This window comes from Rhodanobacter glycinis, assembly GCF_006438785.1.
GTDB lineage: Bacteria > Pseudomonadota > Gammaproteobacteria > Xanthomonadales > Rhodanobacteraceae > Rhodanobacter > Rhodanobacter glycinis_A.
Genome location: NZ_RCZB01000002.1, coordinates 176031 through 196014 on the forward strand (window position 1 = coordinate 176031; position 19984 = coordinate 196014).

The 19984-nt window shown below is 68.8% G+C and carries 7 protein-coding genes; 3 read left to right on the forward strand and 4 right to left on the reverse strand.

Annotated features, from left to right (window positions below):
* The first annotated feature begins 380 nt into the window (after window positions 1-380).
* Both EAH75_RS08940 and EAH75_RS08945 read left to right on the forward strand, forming a co-directional pair.
* The gene (locus EAH75_RS08940) at window positions 381-8162 is read left to right on the forward strand and encodes an SdrD B-like domain-containing protein (RefSeq protein WP_161596296.1); all 7782 of its coding nucleotides are present in this window, start codon (window positions 381-383) and stop codon (window positions 8160-8162) included.
* Window positions 8159-12394, forward strand: coding sequence for an OmpA family protein (locus EAH75_RS08945; RefSeq protein ID WP_140805192.1), 4236 nt, complete (start codon window positions 8159-8161; stop codon window positions 12392-12394). Before EAH75_RS08940 ends, EAH75_RS08945 begins: the two co-directional genes overlap by 4 nt.
* A 573-nt stretch (window positions 12395-12967) precedes the next feature.
* On the opposite strand, the gene EAH75_RS08950 is transcribed toward EAH75_RS08945, so the two are convergent.
* The 4 genes from EAH75_RS08950 to EAH75_RS08965 are packed head-to-tail and all read right to left on the reverse strand — an operon-like array spanning window position 12968 to window position 18761.
* On the reverse strand, window positions 12968-15055 hold the full coding sequence (locus EAH75_RS08950; protein WP_140805194.1) for an FAD-dependent oxidoreductase: 2088 nt from the start codon (window positions 15053-15055) through the stop codon (window positions 12968-12970).
* Window positions 15052-16374 carry an amino acid permease gene (locus tag EAH75_RS08955; RefSeq protein WP_140648290.1) on the reverse strand — a complete coding sequence of 441 codons (1323 nt, stop codon included), beginning with the start codon at window positions 16372-16374 and terminating at the stop codon, window positions 15052-15054. Before EAH75_RS08955 ends, EAH75_RS08950 begins: the two co-directional genes overlap by 4 nt.
* A gap of 18 nt (window positions 16375-16392) precedes the next feature.
* A complete protein-coding gene (locus EAH75_RS08960) occupies window positions 16393-17691 on the reverse strand; it encodes a metal-dependent hydrolase family protein (protein WP_140805196.1) in 1299 nt (432 codons plus the stop codon).
* Window positions 17688-18761 (reverse strand): aromatic ring-hydroxylating oxygenase subunit alpha, encoded by a 1074-nt coding sequence (locus EAH75_RS08965; RefSeq protein ID WP_140648292.1) that lies wholly within the window; start codon window positions 18759-18761, stop codon window positions 17688-17690. The genes EAH75_RS08960 and EAH75_RS08965 overlap by 4 nt, the downstream gene beginning before the upstream one ends.
* 58 nt (window positions 18762-18819) lie before the next feature.
* Here EAH75_RS08965 and EAH75_RS08970 point away from each other — a divergent pair, with 58 nt between their 5' ends.
* Complete coding sequence (locus tag EAH75_RS08970; protein WP_140648293.1) at window positions 18820-19977, forward strand: P1 family peptidase; 1158 nt, start codon at window positions 18820-18822, stop codon at window positions 19975-19977.
* Window positions 19978-19984: the final 7 nt, after the last annotated feature.

The window sequence follows — 19984 nt, forward strand, 5'->3', positions numbered from 1 at the left end:
TCTTCTTGACACCTGGAAAGAGGGCTAGTATGCCCTCGCGCGCAGCTGCGCCGACGATTCATTCGACGGCGCACGCGCCTCGGGCACAGCCTTAACAGGGGGCTCCTCCGAAGTCATCCAACCAGCCGCCAAACGCGGCCGGGCGGGCGTGTTTGTCGGTTGCACCGGTACGTCGGATGGCGGGGCCGGAGTGGCCGGGCAGACGCGCCGGCGCCCGCGCAGCAGCGAGAGCCAGTTTTATGTCCACTCAGCCCCAGGTTCCATTTCGCCGACGCGGCGTCCCGCTAGTTGCCCGCACCCGGCCGCGTCGCGGATGGCGTGCATGCGTGGCGCTGGCTGCGCTCTTGTGCAGCGCTCAGGCGTTCGCGGCGGTGGACTTGGTGCTCAATCACACCGACACCGGCTACGACCCGATGCCGGCCGGCGGCATCGTCCAATACACCCTGCGCGTGGACAACAACGGCAGCACCGGCGCCACCGGTGTGGTGCTGACGGACAATCTGCCCTCGGGCACCAGCTTCGTCGGCAGCAGCAGTACCCAAGGCAGCTGCGCAGCTCCGGTGGGCAACGTGCTGACCTGCAACCTGGGCTCGGTGGCGTCGCTGGGGACGGCTACGGTGACCGTGCAGGTCCGCGCGCCGACACCCGGGTTGATCAGCGAAACCGCCTCGGTCAGTTCGAGCGAGGCCGACACCGATACGTCCAACAACCTCAACATCACCCAGCAGACCACGATCACGCAGGGGGCGGATCTGGGGCTCACGCTGAGCGCCAGCCTCCCGAGCGTGCAGGCAGGCAGCTCGCTCGCCTATAACTTCAGCGTCACCAACCAGGGCCCGGACACAGCCAGCAACGTGCGCGTGAGCGGCACGCTGCCGCCCGGCTTCAACCCCTCCGGCTCGTTGCCGGCCGGATGCAGCGTCGCCGTCGGCGTGCTCACCTGCGATCTGTCCGGCACGATCGCCAGCGGCGCCTCGCGCGCGGTAGGCCCGGTCAACGGCGTGATCTCCGCCGGCGGCGGCTCGACCGTGACCTTCGCCGCCAGCGTGTCCGTGACATCGGGCAGTGCGGCGCAGGATCCGGCCAGCACCAACAACACCTCGACGGTGAGCACCGCGGTCACCACCGGCAGCGACGTGCGGTTGACCAAGCAGGCCAGCGTGGCTTCGCCGGTGCTGACCTCGACCAACTTCACTTACACGCTGAAGACGCTATACACCGGTGACGCGCCGCAGGACCTAGTCGTCACCGACGCGGTTCCGGCCAACTTCCAGATTCTCAGCCCGTCTTCGTTCACCAGCAACGGCTGGGCCTGCACGGTCAGCGGGCAGAACCTGCAGTGCACGCGCGCCGCAGGCGGCGCCGGCGCGGGCAACGACGTCAACGTCGGCGACATCGTGCTGCAGGCCAAGGCGGTCACGCCTGGCAACGGCGTGATCAACCTCGCGACCGTCAACAGCAGCACCCCCGACCCGGATTCCAGCAACAACACCGGGCAGGCCACGTTGACCGTGGTGGCGCCCACCGCCGATCTGTACGCCAGCAAGACCGGACCCAACCCGGCGCTGGCGAGCGCCGGTTCGCACTGGACCTGGACCATCGGCATGGGCAACGTCGGCCCGGCAATCCTGGTCGGCAACGCGGTGATGACCGACACGTTACCCGTGGGCATCACGCTCAACAGCTACACCGCCCTGAACGGCTGGAGCTGCAGCCCGGCGGCACCCTTCACCGCCAGTGCGGGCAACCAGACGGTCACCTGCACGCGGATCTACAGCGGGGCCGGGCTCGCCGTCGGCGCCAAGACGCCGACGGTCAGTTACGACGTCAGCGCCGCCAGCGACGGCAGCTACAACAACACCGTGTGCGCCTCAGCCACCGCCTCGGGCAGCGATACGCCCGCGGCGGACGGCAACAGTTCCAACGACTGCGCCAGTTCGGGCGTGGGCGTGCAGCCCTCGACCGAGTCCGCCAACCTGCAGCTCCACAAGAGCGTGAGTCCGGCCACGGTTCCGGCGGGCGACGTGCTCACCTACACGATGGAGATCGTCAACGCCGGGCCCGCCACCGCCGCAAACGTGGTGCTCAGCGACACGCTGGACACGCTGATCAACAACGGCGTCGGCCCAACAGGGAAGGGCTTCATCGACGCCACGATAGCCGCGGGCAACGCGACCGGCGGCAGCTGTACGAGCACAGCGCCGGTTGCCAACGTGCGCGCGCTGAGCTGCAGCTTCACCAGCGTGCCGGTGTGCACCGCCGGCAGCAATTGCCCGGTGGTGACGGTGCACGTGCGCCCCGGTGGCGACGGCGGCACACGTGTCAACAATGCCGATGCGGTGTCCAACACCACCGCCGATCCGGACTACTCCGACAACGGCGACAGCGCCTCCAACCAGGTCGACGCACGCGCCGACGTCAGCGTGACCAAGACCGCGACGCCTTCGCCCGCCGTTGCCGGCCAGACGCTTACGTACGTGATCACCGCGCGCAATGCCGGCCCCAGCCGGGCGCAGACGGTGGGCGTCACCGACACGCTGCCGCTGGACGTGACGTTCGTCTCCGCTGCCCCGAGCGGTGGCGGGAGCTGCACCACTGCGCCGGTCGTCGGCGCCACCATCAACGCCGGCAATCGGACGCTTGCCTGCGGCTGGGGCAGCATCGCCAACGCCGCACAACAGACCGTCACGGTGAAGGTGCGCCCGAACACCGTCACGCGCGGCATCACGCTGACCAACGGCGTGACCGTCAACACCGCGACGACCGAAACCGACACCACCAACAACAGCGCATCGGTCGACACGCCGGTGAGCGTGCCGGCACTGGACCTGCTCGCCAACATCAGCGACAGCCCCGATCCGGTGGCCGTCGGCGACCTGGTGACCTACACCCTCACGGTCACCAACAACGGCCCCTCCTTCGCGGAGAATGTGCGACTGATCGATGCATTACCGGCGAGCAAGCTGAGCTTCGTCTCGCTCTCGTCACCCGCGGGTGCCAGCTGCACCAGCCCGGCGATCGGCGCCATCGGCGGCAACGTCGATTGCCAGCTCGGCGGCCTGGCGGCCAATGCCAGCCTGCAGGTCACCGTGCAGATGAAGGGCGAAGCCAAGGGCACTGACACCAGCACGCTGACCGTCAGCTCCGACGAGACGATCGCCGGCTTCGACAGCCAGATGGGCAACAACACCGTCACCGAGCAGACCACCGTGCGCCCGAAGGCCGACATGGAAGTGGTCAGCAAGACCGCCGTACCGGGCACGGTCGGCCTGCGCGAAGCCTTCAACTACCAGATCAGCGTCACCAACCACGGCCCTGGCGTCGGCGACAACGTGCAAGTCGCGGACAGCCTGCCCGCGGGCATGGTGCTCACCGGCACGCCGAGCGTGGTGCCGGGCAACACGGCCGATTTTCCCTCGCTGCCGGGTGCGCCCTGCACGGGCAACGCGGGCGCGGGCAGTTTCGTCTGCAGCCTGGGCGATGACGTCGCGCCGGGCGCCAACGCGATGATCACCGTGCCGGTGATCATCACCACGGCGCCGGCCGGCGCCAGTCCCGGCACGCTGACCAATACCGCGACCGTGAGCACCAACTCCAAGGACGAGGTGCCGTCGAACAACAGCAAGACCGGTCCGGTGCAGGTGCAGACCGCGACTCTGGCCGGCCACGTCTACAACGACGCCAACGCCAGCGGCGGCCGCGACGGCGGCGAAGCGGGCATCGCGGGCGTGACGGTGAAGATTGCCGGCACGGCGCCCGACGGTACGCCGGTCACCTTCACCGCCACCACCGTGGCCGACGGCAGCTACAGCTTCAGCAAGCTGCCGGCCGGCACGTACAGCGTGACCGAAACCCAGCCCTCCGGCTGGCTCGATGGCGGCGATAGTCCCGGCAGCGCCGGCGGTACGGCCGCGATCGCGCCCGGCGACCAGATCAGCGGCGTCACGCTCATCTCCAGCAGCGCGGCCACGAATTACGACTTCGGCGAATATACGCAGGGCACGCTGGCCGGCGTGGTCTACCGTGACCTCAACAACGACGGCGTGCATGCCGGCGCGGGCGAGACCGGCATCGCCGGTGTCGTGCTAACGCTCACCGGTACCGACGACCTCAGTCAGGCGGTCAGCCTCACCACCACAACCGCGGCGGACGGCAGCTACAGCTTCGGCCCGCTGCGCCCGGGCACCTATACGGTGACCGAGACGCCGCCGGCCGGCTTCCTCCCGGGCAAAGCGACCCCGGGCGCGGGCACCGCCGCTGCGGGCAGCGCAGCGGGCGATGGCAACAGCATCGCCGGCGTCACGCTCACCGCCGGCCAGGGCGGCAGCGCCTTCAACTTCGGCGAACTGCCGCCGACCGGCCTGGCGGGCTTCGTCTACGTCGACTCCAACCGCAACGGCGCTCGCGACGGCGGCGAAACCGCGGGCATCGCGGGCGCCGCCGTGACCCTCACCGGCACTGACGACCAGGGCACGCCGGTCAATCTGACCACCACTACGGATGCCAGCGGCGCGTACCACTTCGACAACCTGCGCCCAGGCACCTACAGCGTCATCGAGACCCAGCCGGCGGCGTGGGACGACGGCGGCGACAGCGTCGGCAGCCTGGGCGGCACGCTGGGCAACGACACGGTCAGCGCGATCACGCTGGCCGCTGGCCAGAACGGCACCGGCTACAACTTCGGCGAGCTGGGCCAGGGCCTGGCCGGCTTCGTCTACGTCGACAGCAACGGCAACGGCACGCGCGACGCGGGCGAGCCGGGTATTGCGGGCGTGACGCTGGTTGCCGCCCCGTTGGGCGGCGGTACGCCAGTCAGTGCCACCTCCGATGCCAGCGGTGCGTACCTGTTCGCCGACCTGCCTGCAGGCAGCTGGCGCATCGACGAAACGCAGCCGGCCGACTACGTGGATAGCGGCGACAGCGTCGGTTCGCTGGGCGGCTCGCTGGCCGGCAGCGACACCATCACCTCGATCCCGCTGGGCGTGACCCAGGTCGGCACCAACTACAACTTCGGCGAAGGTGCCGGCCGCCTGGCGGGCAGCGTGTACATCGACAGCAACGGCAATGGCGTGCGCGATACCAGCGAACCGGGCATTGCGGGCGTCACCGTCGTTCTCGGCGGTACCGACATGCACGGCGCGGCGGTCAGCCGCACGGCGACCACCGACGCCAGCGGTGCCTACCTGTTCAACGACCTGCTGCCGTCCAACGGCGCCGGCTACACCCTCACCGAGACCCAGCCGGGCGCTTATGCCGATGGTGCCGAACACCCGGGCAACCTCGGCGGCAGCGCGGGCGCGGCTGGCACCAGCACCATCGGCGGCATCGTCGTCGGTGCGGGCGGCCAGGGCATTGCCTACGACTTCGGCGAACTGACCGGCGGCATCGCCGGCAGCGCCTACGTCGACGCCGACAACGACGGTGTGCGCGACACGGGCGAGAAGGGCATCGCAGGCGTCACCGTGCACCTGACCGGCACCGACGTCGACGGCAACCCGGTCGACCGTACGCTGGTCACCGGCGCCGACGGCAACTACGTCTTCGACGGCCTGACCCACGCCGGTCCGGGCGGCTATACCGTCACCGAGACGCAGCCGGCGGGCTACCTCGATGGCAAGGCCGTGCCGGGCATGGTCGACGGTTCGCCCTGTGCGGCATGCGACATCGCCACGGCCAACCGCACCGCGACCATCGCCTTCGATCCGGGCCAGACATTCTCCGGCTTCGATTTCCCCGAGCTCTCGCCGGGCTCCCTCGCCGGCAGCGTGTATGACGACGTCGACGGCAACGGCGTGCTCGGCAAGGACGAGGCGCTGGCGGGCGTGACCCTGACCCTGACCGGCACCGACGACCAGGGCAAGGCGATCAACCTGACCGCCACCACCGCGGCCGACGGCAGCTACCACTTCGACAACCTGCGCCCGGGCACCTACGTGGTCACCGAGACGCAGCCCGCAGGCCTGGCCGACATCGGCAGCCACGCCGGCAATCTCGGCGGCAGCACCAGCACCAACGCGATCTCCGCCATCGTGCTGACCTCGGGCGCGGCCGGCACCGGCTACGACTTCCTCGAACAGGGCGGCCTGCTGGCGGGTTCGGTGTTCTTCGACAAGAACGCCAACGGACAGCGCGATGCCGGCGAACCGGGCCTGCCCGGCGTGACCATCACGCTGTCGGGCGACGCCAGCCGCACGGCCATGACAGACGCCGACGGACGCTACCGCTTCGTCGGCCTGGTCGGCGGCAATTACGTGGTCACCGAGGCGCAGCCGCCGCTGTACAAGGATGGAGGCGTACACGTCGGCACAGTCGGCGGCACCGCTGGCACCAACGCGATCGTGGCGATCGCGCTGCCAGCCGGCGGCAATGGCAGCAGCTACGACTTCCCCGAGCTGACCGGCGCTGACGGCAGCATCGCCGGCACCGCCTGGCTCAACCAGCCGGGCGGCAACCCGGAGTCGAAGGACCCGGGCGAAACCGGCCTGTCCGGCTGGCAGGTCGAGCTGTACCAGAACGGCAATCGCGTGCCGGGCGTGGACGCGGTCACCACGGATGCGGGCGGCCATTACCTGATCACCGGCGTACCGGCGGCAAGCGGCTACGAGATCCGCTTCCTCAGCCCCAACGGCGTGCACTACGGCTATCCGGTGTCGCAGGGTCCGGATGCGCAATGGAACGGCACGGTCGACCATGCGGCGAGCATCCCCGCGATCACCGGCGTCACCGTAGGCTCCGGCGTGAAAGTGCTCGGCCAGGACCTGCCGGTCGATCCGAGCGGCGTGGTCTACGACAGCGTCACCCGCAAGCCGCTGGCCGGTGCGCGCGTGACCCTGCTCGATCCCTCCGGCCAGCCGGTGCCGCCGCAGTATCTCGCCGGCGGCGCGGGCAACGTGACCCAGACCACCGACACCGACGGCTATTACCAGTTCCTGCTGCTGCCCGGGGCACCTGCAGGGGCCTACAGCCTGCGCATCGAGTCGCCGACCGGTTATTTGCCGGCGCCCTCGGGCATCCATGCGCCGGCAGCGAACGCGCTGACGGTGCCGGGGGGAACCACGCCGTACCACGTCTCGCCGCTGGCTGGTCCGCCGGCAGAGGGCGAGCTGCCGCCGTATTACCTGAGCTTCGTGATCACGGGGATGTCCGCCGGCGTCACCGGCAACCACGTGCCGCTCGATCCTGTGCTGCAGGGCGCACTGCGCGTGCGCAAGACCACGTCCAAGGTCAACGTGACCAAGGCTGATCTCGTGCCGTACACGATCGAGATCACCAACACGCTGGCGGTGCCGCTCAGCAGCATCGCCGCGCGCGACCTGGTGCCGGCCGGCTTCAAGTACCGCAGCGGCAGCGCACGCGTGGACGGCGTGGCCCGCGAGCCTGAGATCCGCGGCCGCGAGCTCTCCTGGCCGGACCTGAGCTTCGGCCCCAACCAGACGCGCACCGTGCAGCTGGTGCTGATCGTCGGCACCGGTGTGGGCGAGGGCGAGTACACCAACCAGGCCTGGGCGTTGAACACGCTCGCCGACCGCGTGGTGTCTAACGTGGGCACGGCCACCGTGCGCATCGTGCCCGACCCGACCTTCGACTGCGCCGACCTGATCGGCAAGGTGTTCGACGACAGGAACGGCAACGGCTACCAGGACCAGGGCGAACCCGGTCTGCCCGCGGTGCGGCTGGTCACCCCGCGCGGCCTGCTGGTCACCACCGATGCCGATGGCCGTTATCACATCCCGTGCGCGGCGGTGCCCGAGCATGACCGCGGCGCCAACTTCGTCATCAAGCTGGACGAACGCACGCTGCCCACCGGCTATCGCCTCACCACCGAGAACCCGGGCGACGTGCGCGTCACTGCCGGCAAGATGGCCAAGATCAACTTCGGCGCCACCATCCACCGCGTGCTGCGCATCGACGTGAGTGCAGCGGCCTTCGACGGCGAGCACCTGTTGCCGGCATTCGAGGCGCAACTGTCGAAGCTCTACGCGACCCTGCAGGGCAAGCCCTCGCTGGTGCGTATCGCGTACCACCTGACCGGCAGCGAAAGCCGCGACCGCGCACAGCCGCGGATCGACGCGCTGCGCCGGCGCATCACCGACGACTGGAACAGCCAGGGACGCCAGTACCCGCTGCAGGTCGAGCAGGAAATCATCGAGGTGCAGCCATGATCGCGGTTCCCCGCAAGACCCTTGCCGCGCTGGTGTGCCTGGCGTTGGGCACGCCGTTGGACCACGGTTTCGCCGCGCACGCGCAGGACGCCATGCCCGCTTGTGCCGATGGCGATGCCCTGTGCCATGACCGCCTCAACGGCCGCGTGGTGAACGACGCCGCTGTGTTCCGCGCCGACGCGCCGCCCTCCAGCGAAGCTGAGCGCGCGACCCTGGCCGCCAGCGGCCTGGCGCCGAGCGAACTGCGGCGCATGCGTGCCGATGCGGCGCAGCCGGCACCGGCCACGCCCAGCCAGGTTTCCGCCCAGCTCGGCGACGACACGCAGGCCAACTTCGTCTCCGGCCGCGCGGAACTCACCGATGCGGCCAAAGCCTCGCTGGCTGCGTTGGCTGCGCAGTTGGACGGCTACGACATCCAGCACGCGATCGTCGTCGGACATACCGACAGCCAGCGCATCAGCGCGCGTTTGAAACCGGTTTATCCGGACAATCAAGCCTTGTCCGAAGCGCGTGCCGCCGCCGTGGCGGGGTACCTCAAGCAGCGACTGGGTCTTTCCGCCGACACCTTTGCGATCGCCGGCAAGGGCCCGAGCGAGCCGGTCGCCAGCAACGCTACGACCGAAGGCATGGCGCGCAACCGCCGCGTCACCATCGAGGTGTGGGGCACCCGCAAGACCATCGCGGCGACGGTGCCGGCACCATCCGCACAAAGCCTCTGCGGGCCCGCCGACGGCAACATCACCACGACCCTCGCACAACCCTTCCAGCTCAGCCTCGACGGTGCACCGCTGGATGGCCAGACACCGGCCGAAGCCGATCGCCAGCGCTGCGTGGATGTGGCCCTGGCCAGCGACACGCTGCAGGTGCGCTACGACCCGATGGACGTCGCCCCGGCACTCAACGCCTGGGCCGCCAGCGGCGCCGAGCGCGATCAGCCGGTGGTATTCCGCAGCTGGAGCAATTACGCCGCCTGGGTCGGGCAGGCCGAGATCCGCATCTTCGAACGCGGCCGCAGCACCCAGGACACGCCGCTCGCCGTGCTGCCGATTCCCCTCGGCGGGCAGGCATCATGGCAGGCGCCCGCCGATGCGCCAGACCAGCTGTTCTACGTGCTGCGGGTGAGCGACGCCAAGGGCCGCTTCGACGAAACCACGCCCAAGGCGCTGACCCTGGTCGAGCACCTGACCACGCACGACGACCTTGAGAGCGCCCAGCGCGAGGCGCTCGCCGGTTACGGCGAGAACACCCGCGAAGTGGCCAACATCCCGGTGCATGGCGGCACCGTGACCGTCAACGGCCACGTCGACGATGCTGCCACCGCGGTATCGGCACTGGGCGAGCAGGTGCCGGTGGGCCGCGATGGCAAGTTCGCCATGCAGCAGATCCTGCCTGCGGGCAGCCATGCCGTGGTGGTCACCACGCGCACGCCCGATGGCATCGAGGCGAACTACCGTCGCAACATCGTCATCCCCGGCGAGGACTGGTTCTACGTCGCAATGGCGGACGTGACCGCCGGCCACGGCCGTGCCAGCGCCAATGCGCTGGTGGTCGACCCGAGCCTGAAGGACGAGACCAAGCACAGCTTCGTCGATGGCCGTCTGGCCTTCTATACCAGGGGCCAGTTCGCCAACGGCTACCAGCTGACCGCCTCGGCCGATACGCGCGAGCAGCCGCTCTCGGACCTGTTCTCCAACTTCGCCAGCAAGGACCCACGTTACCTGTTGCGGCGGATCGACCCGGACCAGTACTACCCGGTCTACGGCGACGACTCCACCGCGATCGACGACGCGCCGACCCAGGGCAAGTTCTTCGTCAAGCTGAAGAAGAACGACAGCGAGCTGATGTGGGGCGACTTCCTCACCGCCTGGACCGGCAGCGAACTGGTGCAGTACTCGCGCGGCCTGTATGGCGCGAACCTGTTGTGGAAGTCGCAGGACAGCACCAGCCTGGGCGAACGGCGCAGCAGCCTCAACGCGTTCGCCGCCGACCCCGGCACGATCGCCTCGCGCGAGGAATTCCGCGGCACGGGCGGCTCGCTGTATTACCTGCACCAGCAGGACGTCACGGTGGGTTCGGAGCGCCTATGGGTCGAAATCCGCGACCGCGACTCGGGACTGGTGCTTCAGCGCACGCTGCTGGTGCCCGGTTCCGACTACGACCTGAGCTACCTGCAGGGCCGCATCCTGCTGCGCGAGCCGTTGTCCTCGGTCGCCGACGGCAGCGGCCTGGTGCAGACCGGAAGCCTCTCGGGCAACCCGGTCTACCTGGTGGCGAACTACGAGTTCGTGCCGGGCATCACCGCCATCGACCAGCTCGCCACCGGCGCGCGCGGCGAGCACTGGTTCAACGACCACTTCCGCCTGGGCGCCACCAGCTATCGCCAGGCCGGTGACGGCACCGACCAGAGCCTGGGCGGGCTGGACGCCACGCTGCGCTACAAGCCTGGCACGTTCCTGCGCGCCGAATCCGCACGTTCGAAGGGCGACGGTCTGGGCAGTTACAGTTCGATCGACGGCGGCTTCGGCTTCCAGCCGCAGGCGCCAGGCAGCACCGGCGGCATCGCCTGGGCACAGCGCATCGACGGCGCGTTGTCGCTGGCCGACTTCATCGAGAACTCGCGTGGGCAGATCAACGCCTACTGGCAGGATCGCGATGCGGGCTTCTCGGCACCCGGGCAGATCACTCTGGGCGGCGAAGCCACCCGCCAGGCCGGCGTGCGCGCCGACGTACCGCTGGGCGAGCGTACCGATGTGTCGCTCAAGGTCGACCGCCGCGATGCGCCCAGCCAGGACACCCGCGTCGGCGAAGCCTCGGTGCGCCGGCGGCTGGCGACGCACTGGACCGGCAGCCTTGGCATGCGTTCGGAGAACCGCGGCATTGCCGACACCACGTTGATCCGCAGCGACATCCTGGCCGAGAACGGCACCCGCACCGACGCCATCGCGCGGTTCGATTACGCTTCCGAGGCGCTCGATACCCACGCGCCGACGACCAAGCTCGCCGCCGTCAATGCGTGGAACGGCTACGGCTTCGTGCAGCAGACTCTCGTGCGCACGGGCACCCGCAGCGACAACGATCGCGTGGGCCTGGGCGGCGGCTGGCAGGCCACCGACCGCGTGCACTTGGACGCCGAGGTTTCCGACGGCGACGGCGGCACCGGCGGCAAGCTGGGCACCGACTACCGCATCAACGATCGCAGTAACGCCTACGCGCAGTACCTGATGGAAACCGAGCGCCCGGATCTCGCCTACCGCGGCCGCTTCGGCACCTTGCTCGGCGGCGTGCGCAGCAAGCTCAACGACCGTGTCAGCGTCTATCAGGAATCCCGCCAGACCACCGGCAGCGGCCAGGACAGCCTGGTGAACGCCTTCGGCATCGACCTGGCCGCCAGCGACCGCTGGACCACCGGCCTCAAGCTGGAGCAGGGCACGGTCAGCGACCCGTTGTCGGGCGACATGCGCCGCCAGGCCGCCGGCGTCTCGCTGGCGTACAAGGATGACTTCACCAAGCTGGCTTCCAGCCTGGAGTACCGCTACGAGGACGGCAACCTGTCCGGCCGGCGCACCTCCTGGCTCACCCGCAACACGCTCGGCAATCAGCTCTCGCCGGCCTGGCGTTTGCTGGGCAAGCTGGACATGGCGCGCAGCAGCTCCAGCCAGGGCGTGTTCTTCGATGGCGACTACACCGAGGGCGTGCTGGGCGCGGCTTACCGTCCGGTCGACAACGACCGCTGGAACACGCTGGTCAAGTACACCTACATGTACGACCTGCCGTCGCCTGGCCAACTGTCGCCTTCGTCCGGCTACGACCAGGGCTCCGGCCTGTACGCCAGCACCGTGGCCGACTACAGCCAGAAGAGCCAAGTGTTCTCGATCGACACCATCTGGGACGTCAACCCGTGGTTGTCGCTGGGCGCCAAGTACGGCTACCGCTGGGGCAGCTTGAAACCCACGCGCACGGCGGGCGACTGGTTCGACAGCACCGCCGACCTGATGGTGCTGCGCGGCGAGTGGCATTTCGTGCGCAAATGGAGCGGCCTGGTAGAAGTGCGCCGCCTGCATGCACGCGAAGCAGGCGATACCAAGAAGGGCATCCTGGTCGGCGTGTACCGCCAGTTGGCCAAGCACGTGAAGCTCGGCGTGGGCTACAACTTCACCGACTTCTCCGACAGCCTCACCGATCTGTCCTACGACCACCGCGGCGTCTTCGTGAACGTGCTCTCCACGTTCTGACGGCCAAACGCCGTTTGGTCGAGGTGACGGCCGTTGCTTCTAGGTCTGGGGGCAATTTTGGGGGCAACATAAACATGCGATTTGGCATGAATCGCATGGGATAAGGGCCTGATACGCATCATGTGGTGCTGGTGCCGCACCATGAAATCAGGGGTTCGCAGCAGTGCGAACCCTTTTTCTTTGCCCAGAATCCGGATTTTGGTGCCCGCCTTGGGAAGGATTCGCGGTGGTCGCCCATGAATCCACGGGCGGTTTCTTTCTTGCGGCCATCAGTGTCCCTGCTACCGCGTGGATTGCCTGTCATCGGCGTAAAAAAGCCCGCCGAAGCGGGCTTGTCCATCTATGCCGGGGGAGGCTTGGGATTGCACGCCTCACGGCGAAATAGCTACAGAGGTGATGCGGTTCACATTTACTCATGTTCATCGATGTCGATCCGTGACTTGAGTCACAAATGAAACCCGTACGACACATTCATCCCTCGATGGAAGCCTCACGAAGGGCCGGCGAAAGCACCGCGTTGCTCCGACAGTCGGTCGCTTGCGGCCACTCCCGATTTTCGGCCGCGCGACGTCCCTACGCCGCTGGATCGCGCAGCAGGTCGGTAGCGTGTGCCGTGTGGAAATGCCGCTTGAACGGCACGTCGCCGGACTCGGGCTCCTCCAGTTCACGTGCGTAGCGGTGGCCGGCGTAGACCGCGTGGGCGATCAGCCCCGGCGCCTCGGCATCGCCGATGCAGCGCAGCGAGCGGATGCCGGCCTCGCTCCATGCCGCTTCGCGTTGCCGCAGCTCCTGATGCAACGCATCGTCGGGCACGCGCGCGGTGACGGTGACCAGCGCGTCGCACGCGAGTTCGCGGCGCCGACCGCTCCAGACGTCTTCCAGGGTCAGCGTCGAACCGTCGAAGCCGATGATGTTGTGCGACACCACCGGCTCGATCCCGAGCTTGGCCATGCGCTTGCGGATATGCCGGTAGTCCAGCGTGTTCAGGCTCCACGGGGCGATGCTGTCGTCGGGGGTCATGTAGGTCACGTCGCAGCCGCGCGCGCGCAGCATCTCGGCCGCGACGCTGGCGTAGTAGAAGCCGTCGTCGTCGAAGACCACCACGCGGCCTTCCGGCAGGCGGCCGTCCATCAGGTCGTCGGGCGTATAGACCCGCGCGCCGTCGGCGAAGCCGGCAATGGCAAAGCCGTTGCTGCGGCCGTAGCCGTCGCGGCGCCAGTGGCAGCCGGTGGCCAGCACCACGTGTTCCGCGCCGAAGTCGAGCACGTCCTGCGCGGTCAAGGCTGAATCGAGATAGACGGCTATATTCGCAAGCTTGTCGATCTGGCCGACGCGCCAGTCGCGCACGCGCGCCCATTCGGCCAGGCCGGGCAGGCGCGCCTCGCGGGTGACGCGGCCGCCGAGCTCCTTGCGTCCTTCGGCCAGGCTCACTTCGTAGCCGCGCTGGCCGAGCGCACGCGCAGCCTCCAGCCCGGCCGGGCCGGCACCGACCACCAGCACGCGGCTGGCCGAGCGCTTCGGCGCGATGCGTTCCGGGTGCCAGCCCTTGCGCCACTCCTCGCCCATGGTCGGGTTCTGCGTGCAGCGGATCGGCGAGATGGTCATGTCGCCTGAGACGCAGATGTTGCAGCCGATGCATTCGCGGATGTCATCGATGCGGCCTTCCTCGATCTTGCGCGGCAGGAACGGGTCGGCGATCGACGGGCGCGCGCAACCGATCATGTCCAGCACGCCGCGCTTGAGCTGCGACACCATGGTGTCGGGCGAGGTGAAGCGGCCCACGCCGACCACCGGCTTGCTGGTGGTCTGCTTGACGAAGTCGATGAACGGTTCCTGCGCGCCCTCGCTGGCGAAGCGCGAGGGCACCGAATCGTTGTACCAGGCGGCAAGGTTCACGTCCCACAGGTCGGGCAGCTCGGCCAGCATGCCGACGATCTCCTTCGCCTCGGCCAGCTCCACGCCGCCGGGGCCGAGCAGTTCCTCGGTGGCGAAGCGCAGCGCCACCGCGCAGGTGTCGCCGACGGCATCCTTCGTGTCCTGCAGGACTTCGCGCAGCAGGCGCACGCGGTTCTCCAGCGAGCCGCCGTACTCGTCGCTGCGCTGGTTGCGCCGGCGCTGCAGGAAGTGCATCGCCAGCGACAGGTCGTGTGCGGCGTAGACGTAGATGATGTCCATGCCCGCGCGCTTGCCGCGGATCGCCGCCTCGCGATGCCAGCGGCGGTACTCACGGATGTCGTGCAGGGTCATCGCGCGCGCCTGCGAGGGATAGCCGTACTTCGATGGCTGATGCGAGGGCGCCAGCAGCACCTCGCGCGAATACAGGTTCGACGCGGTGGGGCCGTTGTGCGAAAGCTCCAGCGCGGCCAGCACGCCGTGCGCGTGCACCTTGTCGCACATCAGCGCCAGCGCGGGGATGTCGCGGTCGTCCCACAGCCGCGCCTCCACGTAAGGCGTGAGGTCGCCGCTGGGATGGATCTCGCATTCCTCGGTGGAGACCACCGCCCAGCCGCCCTCGGCCTTGATCTCGCGCATTGCCGCATGCGCCAGCGGCATCGCGTGGCCCATGCCGTTGCAGTGCGGCACCTGGAAGAAGCGGTTCTTCGCCGTCACCGGGCCGATTTGTATCGGAGTGAACAGGATGTCGTAGCGTGGATCTCTCATTCGGTGATGGCCTTGACGGGTGGCGCCGGCTTGCGCCGCAGGCGCATGAACGCATACAGCGGCAGGCCCGCCGCGCCCAGGCCCAGCGCGAACAGGAACGGCTCGCGGCCGATGCCGATGAAGGCGAAGACCACGAAGACCGCCCCCGCGATGGCAACCAGCAGCACCTTGCGCGCCGTGCAGCTGGCGGCGCCGCGCCGCCACAGCACCGCCAGGGCCAGTGCGCAGCAGAAATAAAGCGGCAGGTTGGCCGCGGTCACCACCCGGGTGAGGAAGGTGAAGGCCGATACCAGCGACTTGCTGTAGCTCATCCAGATCATCGCCGAGCCCAGCAGGCCGGTGACCAGCAGCGCCACCACCGGCGCGCCATGACGGTTGTTGCGCGCAAGCACTGCCGGCAGCACGCCATTGCTGGCCATCGTGCGGGTCAGCTCGCCGACCAGCAAGGTCCAGCCGTTGAGTGCACCGAGTCCGCTGATCACCACGAACAGCGCCAGCCAGCGGCCGGAGCCTGCGGCGCCGAAGCGCTCCATCAGTAGCGCGAACGGCGCGCTCGCATTGGCCAGTTCCTGTTGCCGGATCAGCAGCAGGGGCACGGCCGAGACGATGATGTAGACGATCGCGGTCAGCACGGTGCCGGTCATCGTGGCGCGTGGAATCGTGCGCCCCGGGTTGTCGACCCGCGCCGCCGGCACGCTGGCCGATTCGATGCCGAGCATCGCGAACAGCGCGATGGTCGAGGCCGCCATCACGTCGCCCAGGGTGATCGGCGTGGTCGGCGGATGCGCGACGTAGCTCGCCGGCGAGGTGAGCAGCACCCAGCCGCCGAGCAGCGCGATCGCCAGCATCGGCAACAGCTTCAGCGCGGTGGTCACGATCTGCACCCGGCCGCCGGTGCGCACGCCGAACAGGTTGACGATCACCATCGACCACAGCAGCAGCAGGGCGAACAGCGCCGGCTGGATCGCGCCCAGCATCGGGAACACCACGGTGATGTAGCCGACCACGCCGGTCGCCAGCGCGGCATTGGTGAGCCACAGCGACACCCAGTACGCCCACAGCGCCATGTACGCCGGCAGCTCGCCGAGCGTGCTGCGGATATAGCCGTACGGTCCATCCGCGTCCGGCAATGCATGCGCGAGATGCGAGAACACGCGGGCCAGCACCAGGCAGCCGAGCAGGACGATGGTCCAGCCGATCAGCGCATTGAACCCGAACGGCGCCAGCGACGCCGGCAGCAGGAAGATGCCCATGCCGATGACATTGCCCACAACCAGCGCGGTACAGGTCCAGAAGCCGATCTTGTTGCCGTCGCTCATGTCAGCACTCGTTGGTGTTCAGTCGAGGGAAACCGGCTGGCCGGCCTTGATCACGCCGCGCACCTGGCGCAGGCATTCGATGTCGTGCAGCGGATCGCAAGCTACCGCGACCAGGTCGGCGGCCTTGCCGGGCGCGATCGAGCCGAGCTCGCGTTCCTTGCCGAGCAGGCGCGCGGCGTCGATGGTGGCCGAACGAATCGCCTGCAGCGGAGTCATCCCGTAGCGCACCATGTAGGCGAACTGGCGCGCATCGTCGCCGTACGGGTAAACGCCGGCATCGGTGCCGAACGCCAGATGCACGCCGGCCTTGACCGCCTTGCGGAAACCCTCGCGCTGCGCGTCGGTGGTCTCGATGTTCTTGCGCAGGATTTCCGGCGACCAGCCCGCCGTGCGGCCGACGCTGTCGATGTAGTCGCCGTTGTAGATGTCCATCACCAGCCAGGTGCCATGCTGTTTCGCCAGCGCGATGCCTTCGTCGTCGATCAGCGAGGCGTGCTCGACCGAGCGCACGCCCGCGCGTATCGCGCGCTTGATGCCCTCGGCGCCATGTGCGTGCGCAGCGACGAAGGCGCCGCGCTTCGCAGCTTCCGCCACGGCGGCATGGATCTCGGCTTCGCTGTATTCGGATTCCCCCGGTTCGGTGCCGGCGGTGAGCACCGCGCCGGTGGCGATGACCTTGATCAGGTCGGCGCCGCCATCGAGCACGATGTCGACATGTCGGCGCACGTCATCCACTCCCTTGGAGACGCCTCGGCGGAATACTTCCGGCACCACGGTGCCTTGTGGCAGGCCGGTGATCTCGCCGCCGCCGCCGGGCACGGTGATGTAGGCGCCGGCGACGAACATGCGCGGGCCCGGCACGTAGCCGGCGTTGATCGCATCGCGCAGGGCGACATCGGCGAAGCTGCGATAGACGCCCACATCGCGCACGGTGGTGAAGCCGGCGCGCACGGTGTCGCGCGCGTTTTTCGCGCCGATGAAGGCGTCGCGTGCCGCGCTGCTCTTCAGCGGCGCGCCGGGGTCGGCCATCTGGCCTTCGTCGGCGAGATGGGTGTGCATGTCCATCAGGCCTGGCACCACGGTCCAGGCCGACCAGTCGAGCACGCGCGCGCCCGCGGCGGCAGGCGTCCACGGCGCGACCGCGACGACGCGGCCGTGCTCGATCGTCACCGCCTGGTCGGCGAGCATGCGGCCGCTGTCGACGTCGAGCAGGTGGCCGGCGTGCACCACGGTTCGTTGCGCGTCCTGGGCGTGGGCGAGCGGCGCAGCTGCGAGCGCCGCGAGCGCGAAGCACAGGCTGTACAGTCTCGTGGTCATGCGGATTCCCCGGCGTCATGGGCATAGGCGGCGCGCAGCAGGTTCTGGAAATGCCAGACGCCACCTTCGCGCTTCGGGCACAGCCGCCCGGCGGTGTAGAAGCCGGACGCCAGGCCCTTCTGCACGGCTTCGCAGATCGTGATGTCCTCGCTCTGCACCTCGTCGCTGAACGACCGGTCGGCGGCGATGCGCGCCTGCGCCTGCTCGTCCTGTGCGTAGTAGTAGTCGAACTCGACCCGGCAGCGGCCAGGCCCGAGCGGCAGGATGCGGTTGGTCTGCATCCGCCCAGGCATGATGTTGAGCATCACGTTGGGGTAGATGAAGTAGTAGAACGCCTGGCCGTCGCCGTAGATGTCGCCGCTGTTGCGCAGCGGCGAGGACTGCAGCGAATGCCACGGGAACAGCTCGGTGTCGTAGGCACGATAGTCGAGCACGCGGGACAGGCCCGGATGCACGTGCGGCAGGTGGTAGCCCTCGAGGAAGTTGTCGATGTAGACCTTCCAGTTGCACGCGAGCTCATAGCTGTCGCGGCGCAGGTAGCGCATCGCGAACAGGTCGATCGGCGCGATGCGTTCGGCGATGCCGGCGTAGACCTCGCCGAACGCCGGCACGTCGTCGCTCAGTGCCACGAACACCAGGCCCTGCCATTCGTGCACGCGCAGCGGCGGCAGGCTGATGTCCTCGACCTTGAAGTCGCAGGCGTCCTGCATCTCCGGCGCGCTGCGCAGCTGGCCGGCGAGGGTGTAGGTCCAGCCGTGGTACTTGCAGTGCAGTGCCTTGGCGCCCTTGCCGTTGCACAGCGCCAGCGGCCCCGCGCGGTGGCGGCAGACATTCGGGAATGCGCGCAGCGTGCCGTCCTGGCCGCGCACCAGCAGCACCGGCACGCCGGCGATCTGCTCGACCACGTGGTCGCCCGGCTCGGCCAGCAGGCCCTGGTGCGCCACCAGCTGCCAGCTGCGCGCGAGCACCGCACGCTGTTCCATCGCCAGCATGGCGTCGCCGAAGTAGTAACGGGCCGGCAGGGCACGGGCGTGGTCGAGATCTTCAATCGTCGTGTCAGGCTGCTGCATGGATGACTCCACTCCCGGGATAGACTGGTGCGACGAACGGCCGCCTACCGGAGTATCCATGCCCCGCTTCCGTCTCGCACTCGCATTGTGTGTCGTGTGTGGCCTGGCGTCTGCCGCCGAGCCGCGTGCACGTGACCTTGGCGTACCGTTCGACGGAACGCCGGGGCCGTTGAACGCGATCACCGACGTCGCCGGGGTCGCGGTCGGCCAGGTCACCCTGATCGAGGATCTCGCCAACGGCCACAAGGTGCGCACCGGCGTCACCGCGATCCTGCCGCGCGGGCACGCCAGCTACGAACTGCCGGCGTTCGGTGCGTGGTTCGCGCTCAACGGCAACGGCGAGATGACCGGCACCGCGTGGCTGGAGGAATCCGGCCAGCTCGAAGGCCCGGTGATGCTGACCAACACGCACAGCGTGGGCGTGGTGCGCGACGCGGTGATCGCCGAGCGGGTGCGCGCGGGCGGCGCCGACGCGTCGGGCTACTGGTGGTCGCTGCCGGTGGTGGCCGAGACCTGGGACGGCGAGCTCAACGACATCAACGGCTTCCACGTGCATCCCGAGGATGCCGCGCGGGCCTTGCACGAGGCGAAGGGCGGGCCGGTCGCCGAGGGCAACGTCGGCGGCGGCACCGGCATGATCTGCCACGAGTTCAAGTGTGGCATCGGCACCGCCTCGCGGCGCGTGCGCGTCGGCGCGCGCGACTACACGATCGGCGTGCTGGTGCAGGCCAACTACGGCCTGCGCGACAGCCTGCGCATCGCCGGCGTGCCGGTGGGCCAGTACCTGCGCGACGACCGCATCTACAGCGCGTCGAACCCCGCCGCGGGCGATACCGGCTCGATCATCATCGTGGTCGCCACCGACGCGCCGCTGCTGCCGCAGCAGCTGAAGCGCATCGCCAAGCGCGCCGGCATGGGCCTGGCGCGGATGGGCAGCTACGCCGGCAACGGTTCCGGCGACATCTTCGTGGCGTTCTCCACCGCCAATGCCGACGCGCTGCGCGACCAGCCGCTGCAACAGGCCAGCTTCATCGGCAACGACCATCTCGACGGCCTGTTTGAGGCGACGGCGCAGGCGGCCGAGGAAGCGATCGTCAATGCGATGATCGCCGCGCGCGACATGCAGGGCGACGGTGGACACTACGCCAGGGCGATCCCGCATGCGGCGCTGGTCAAGCTGCTCAAGCGCTTCAACCGCTACCGTCCGCCGCACTGACGCCGTG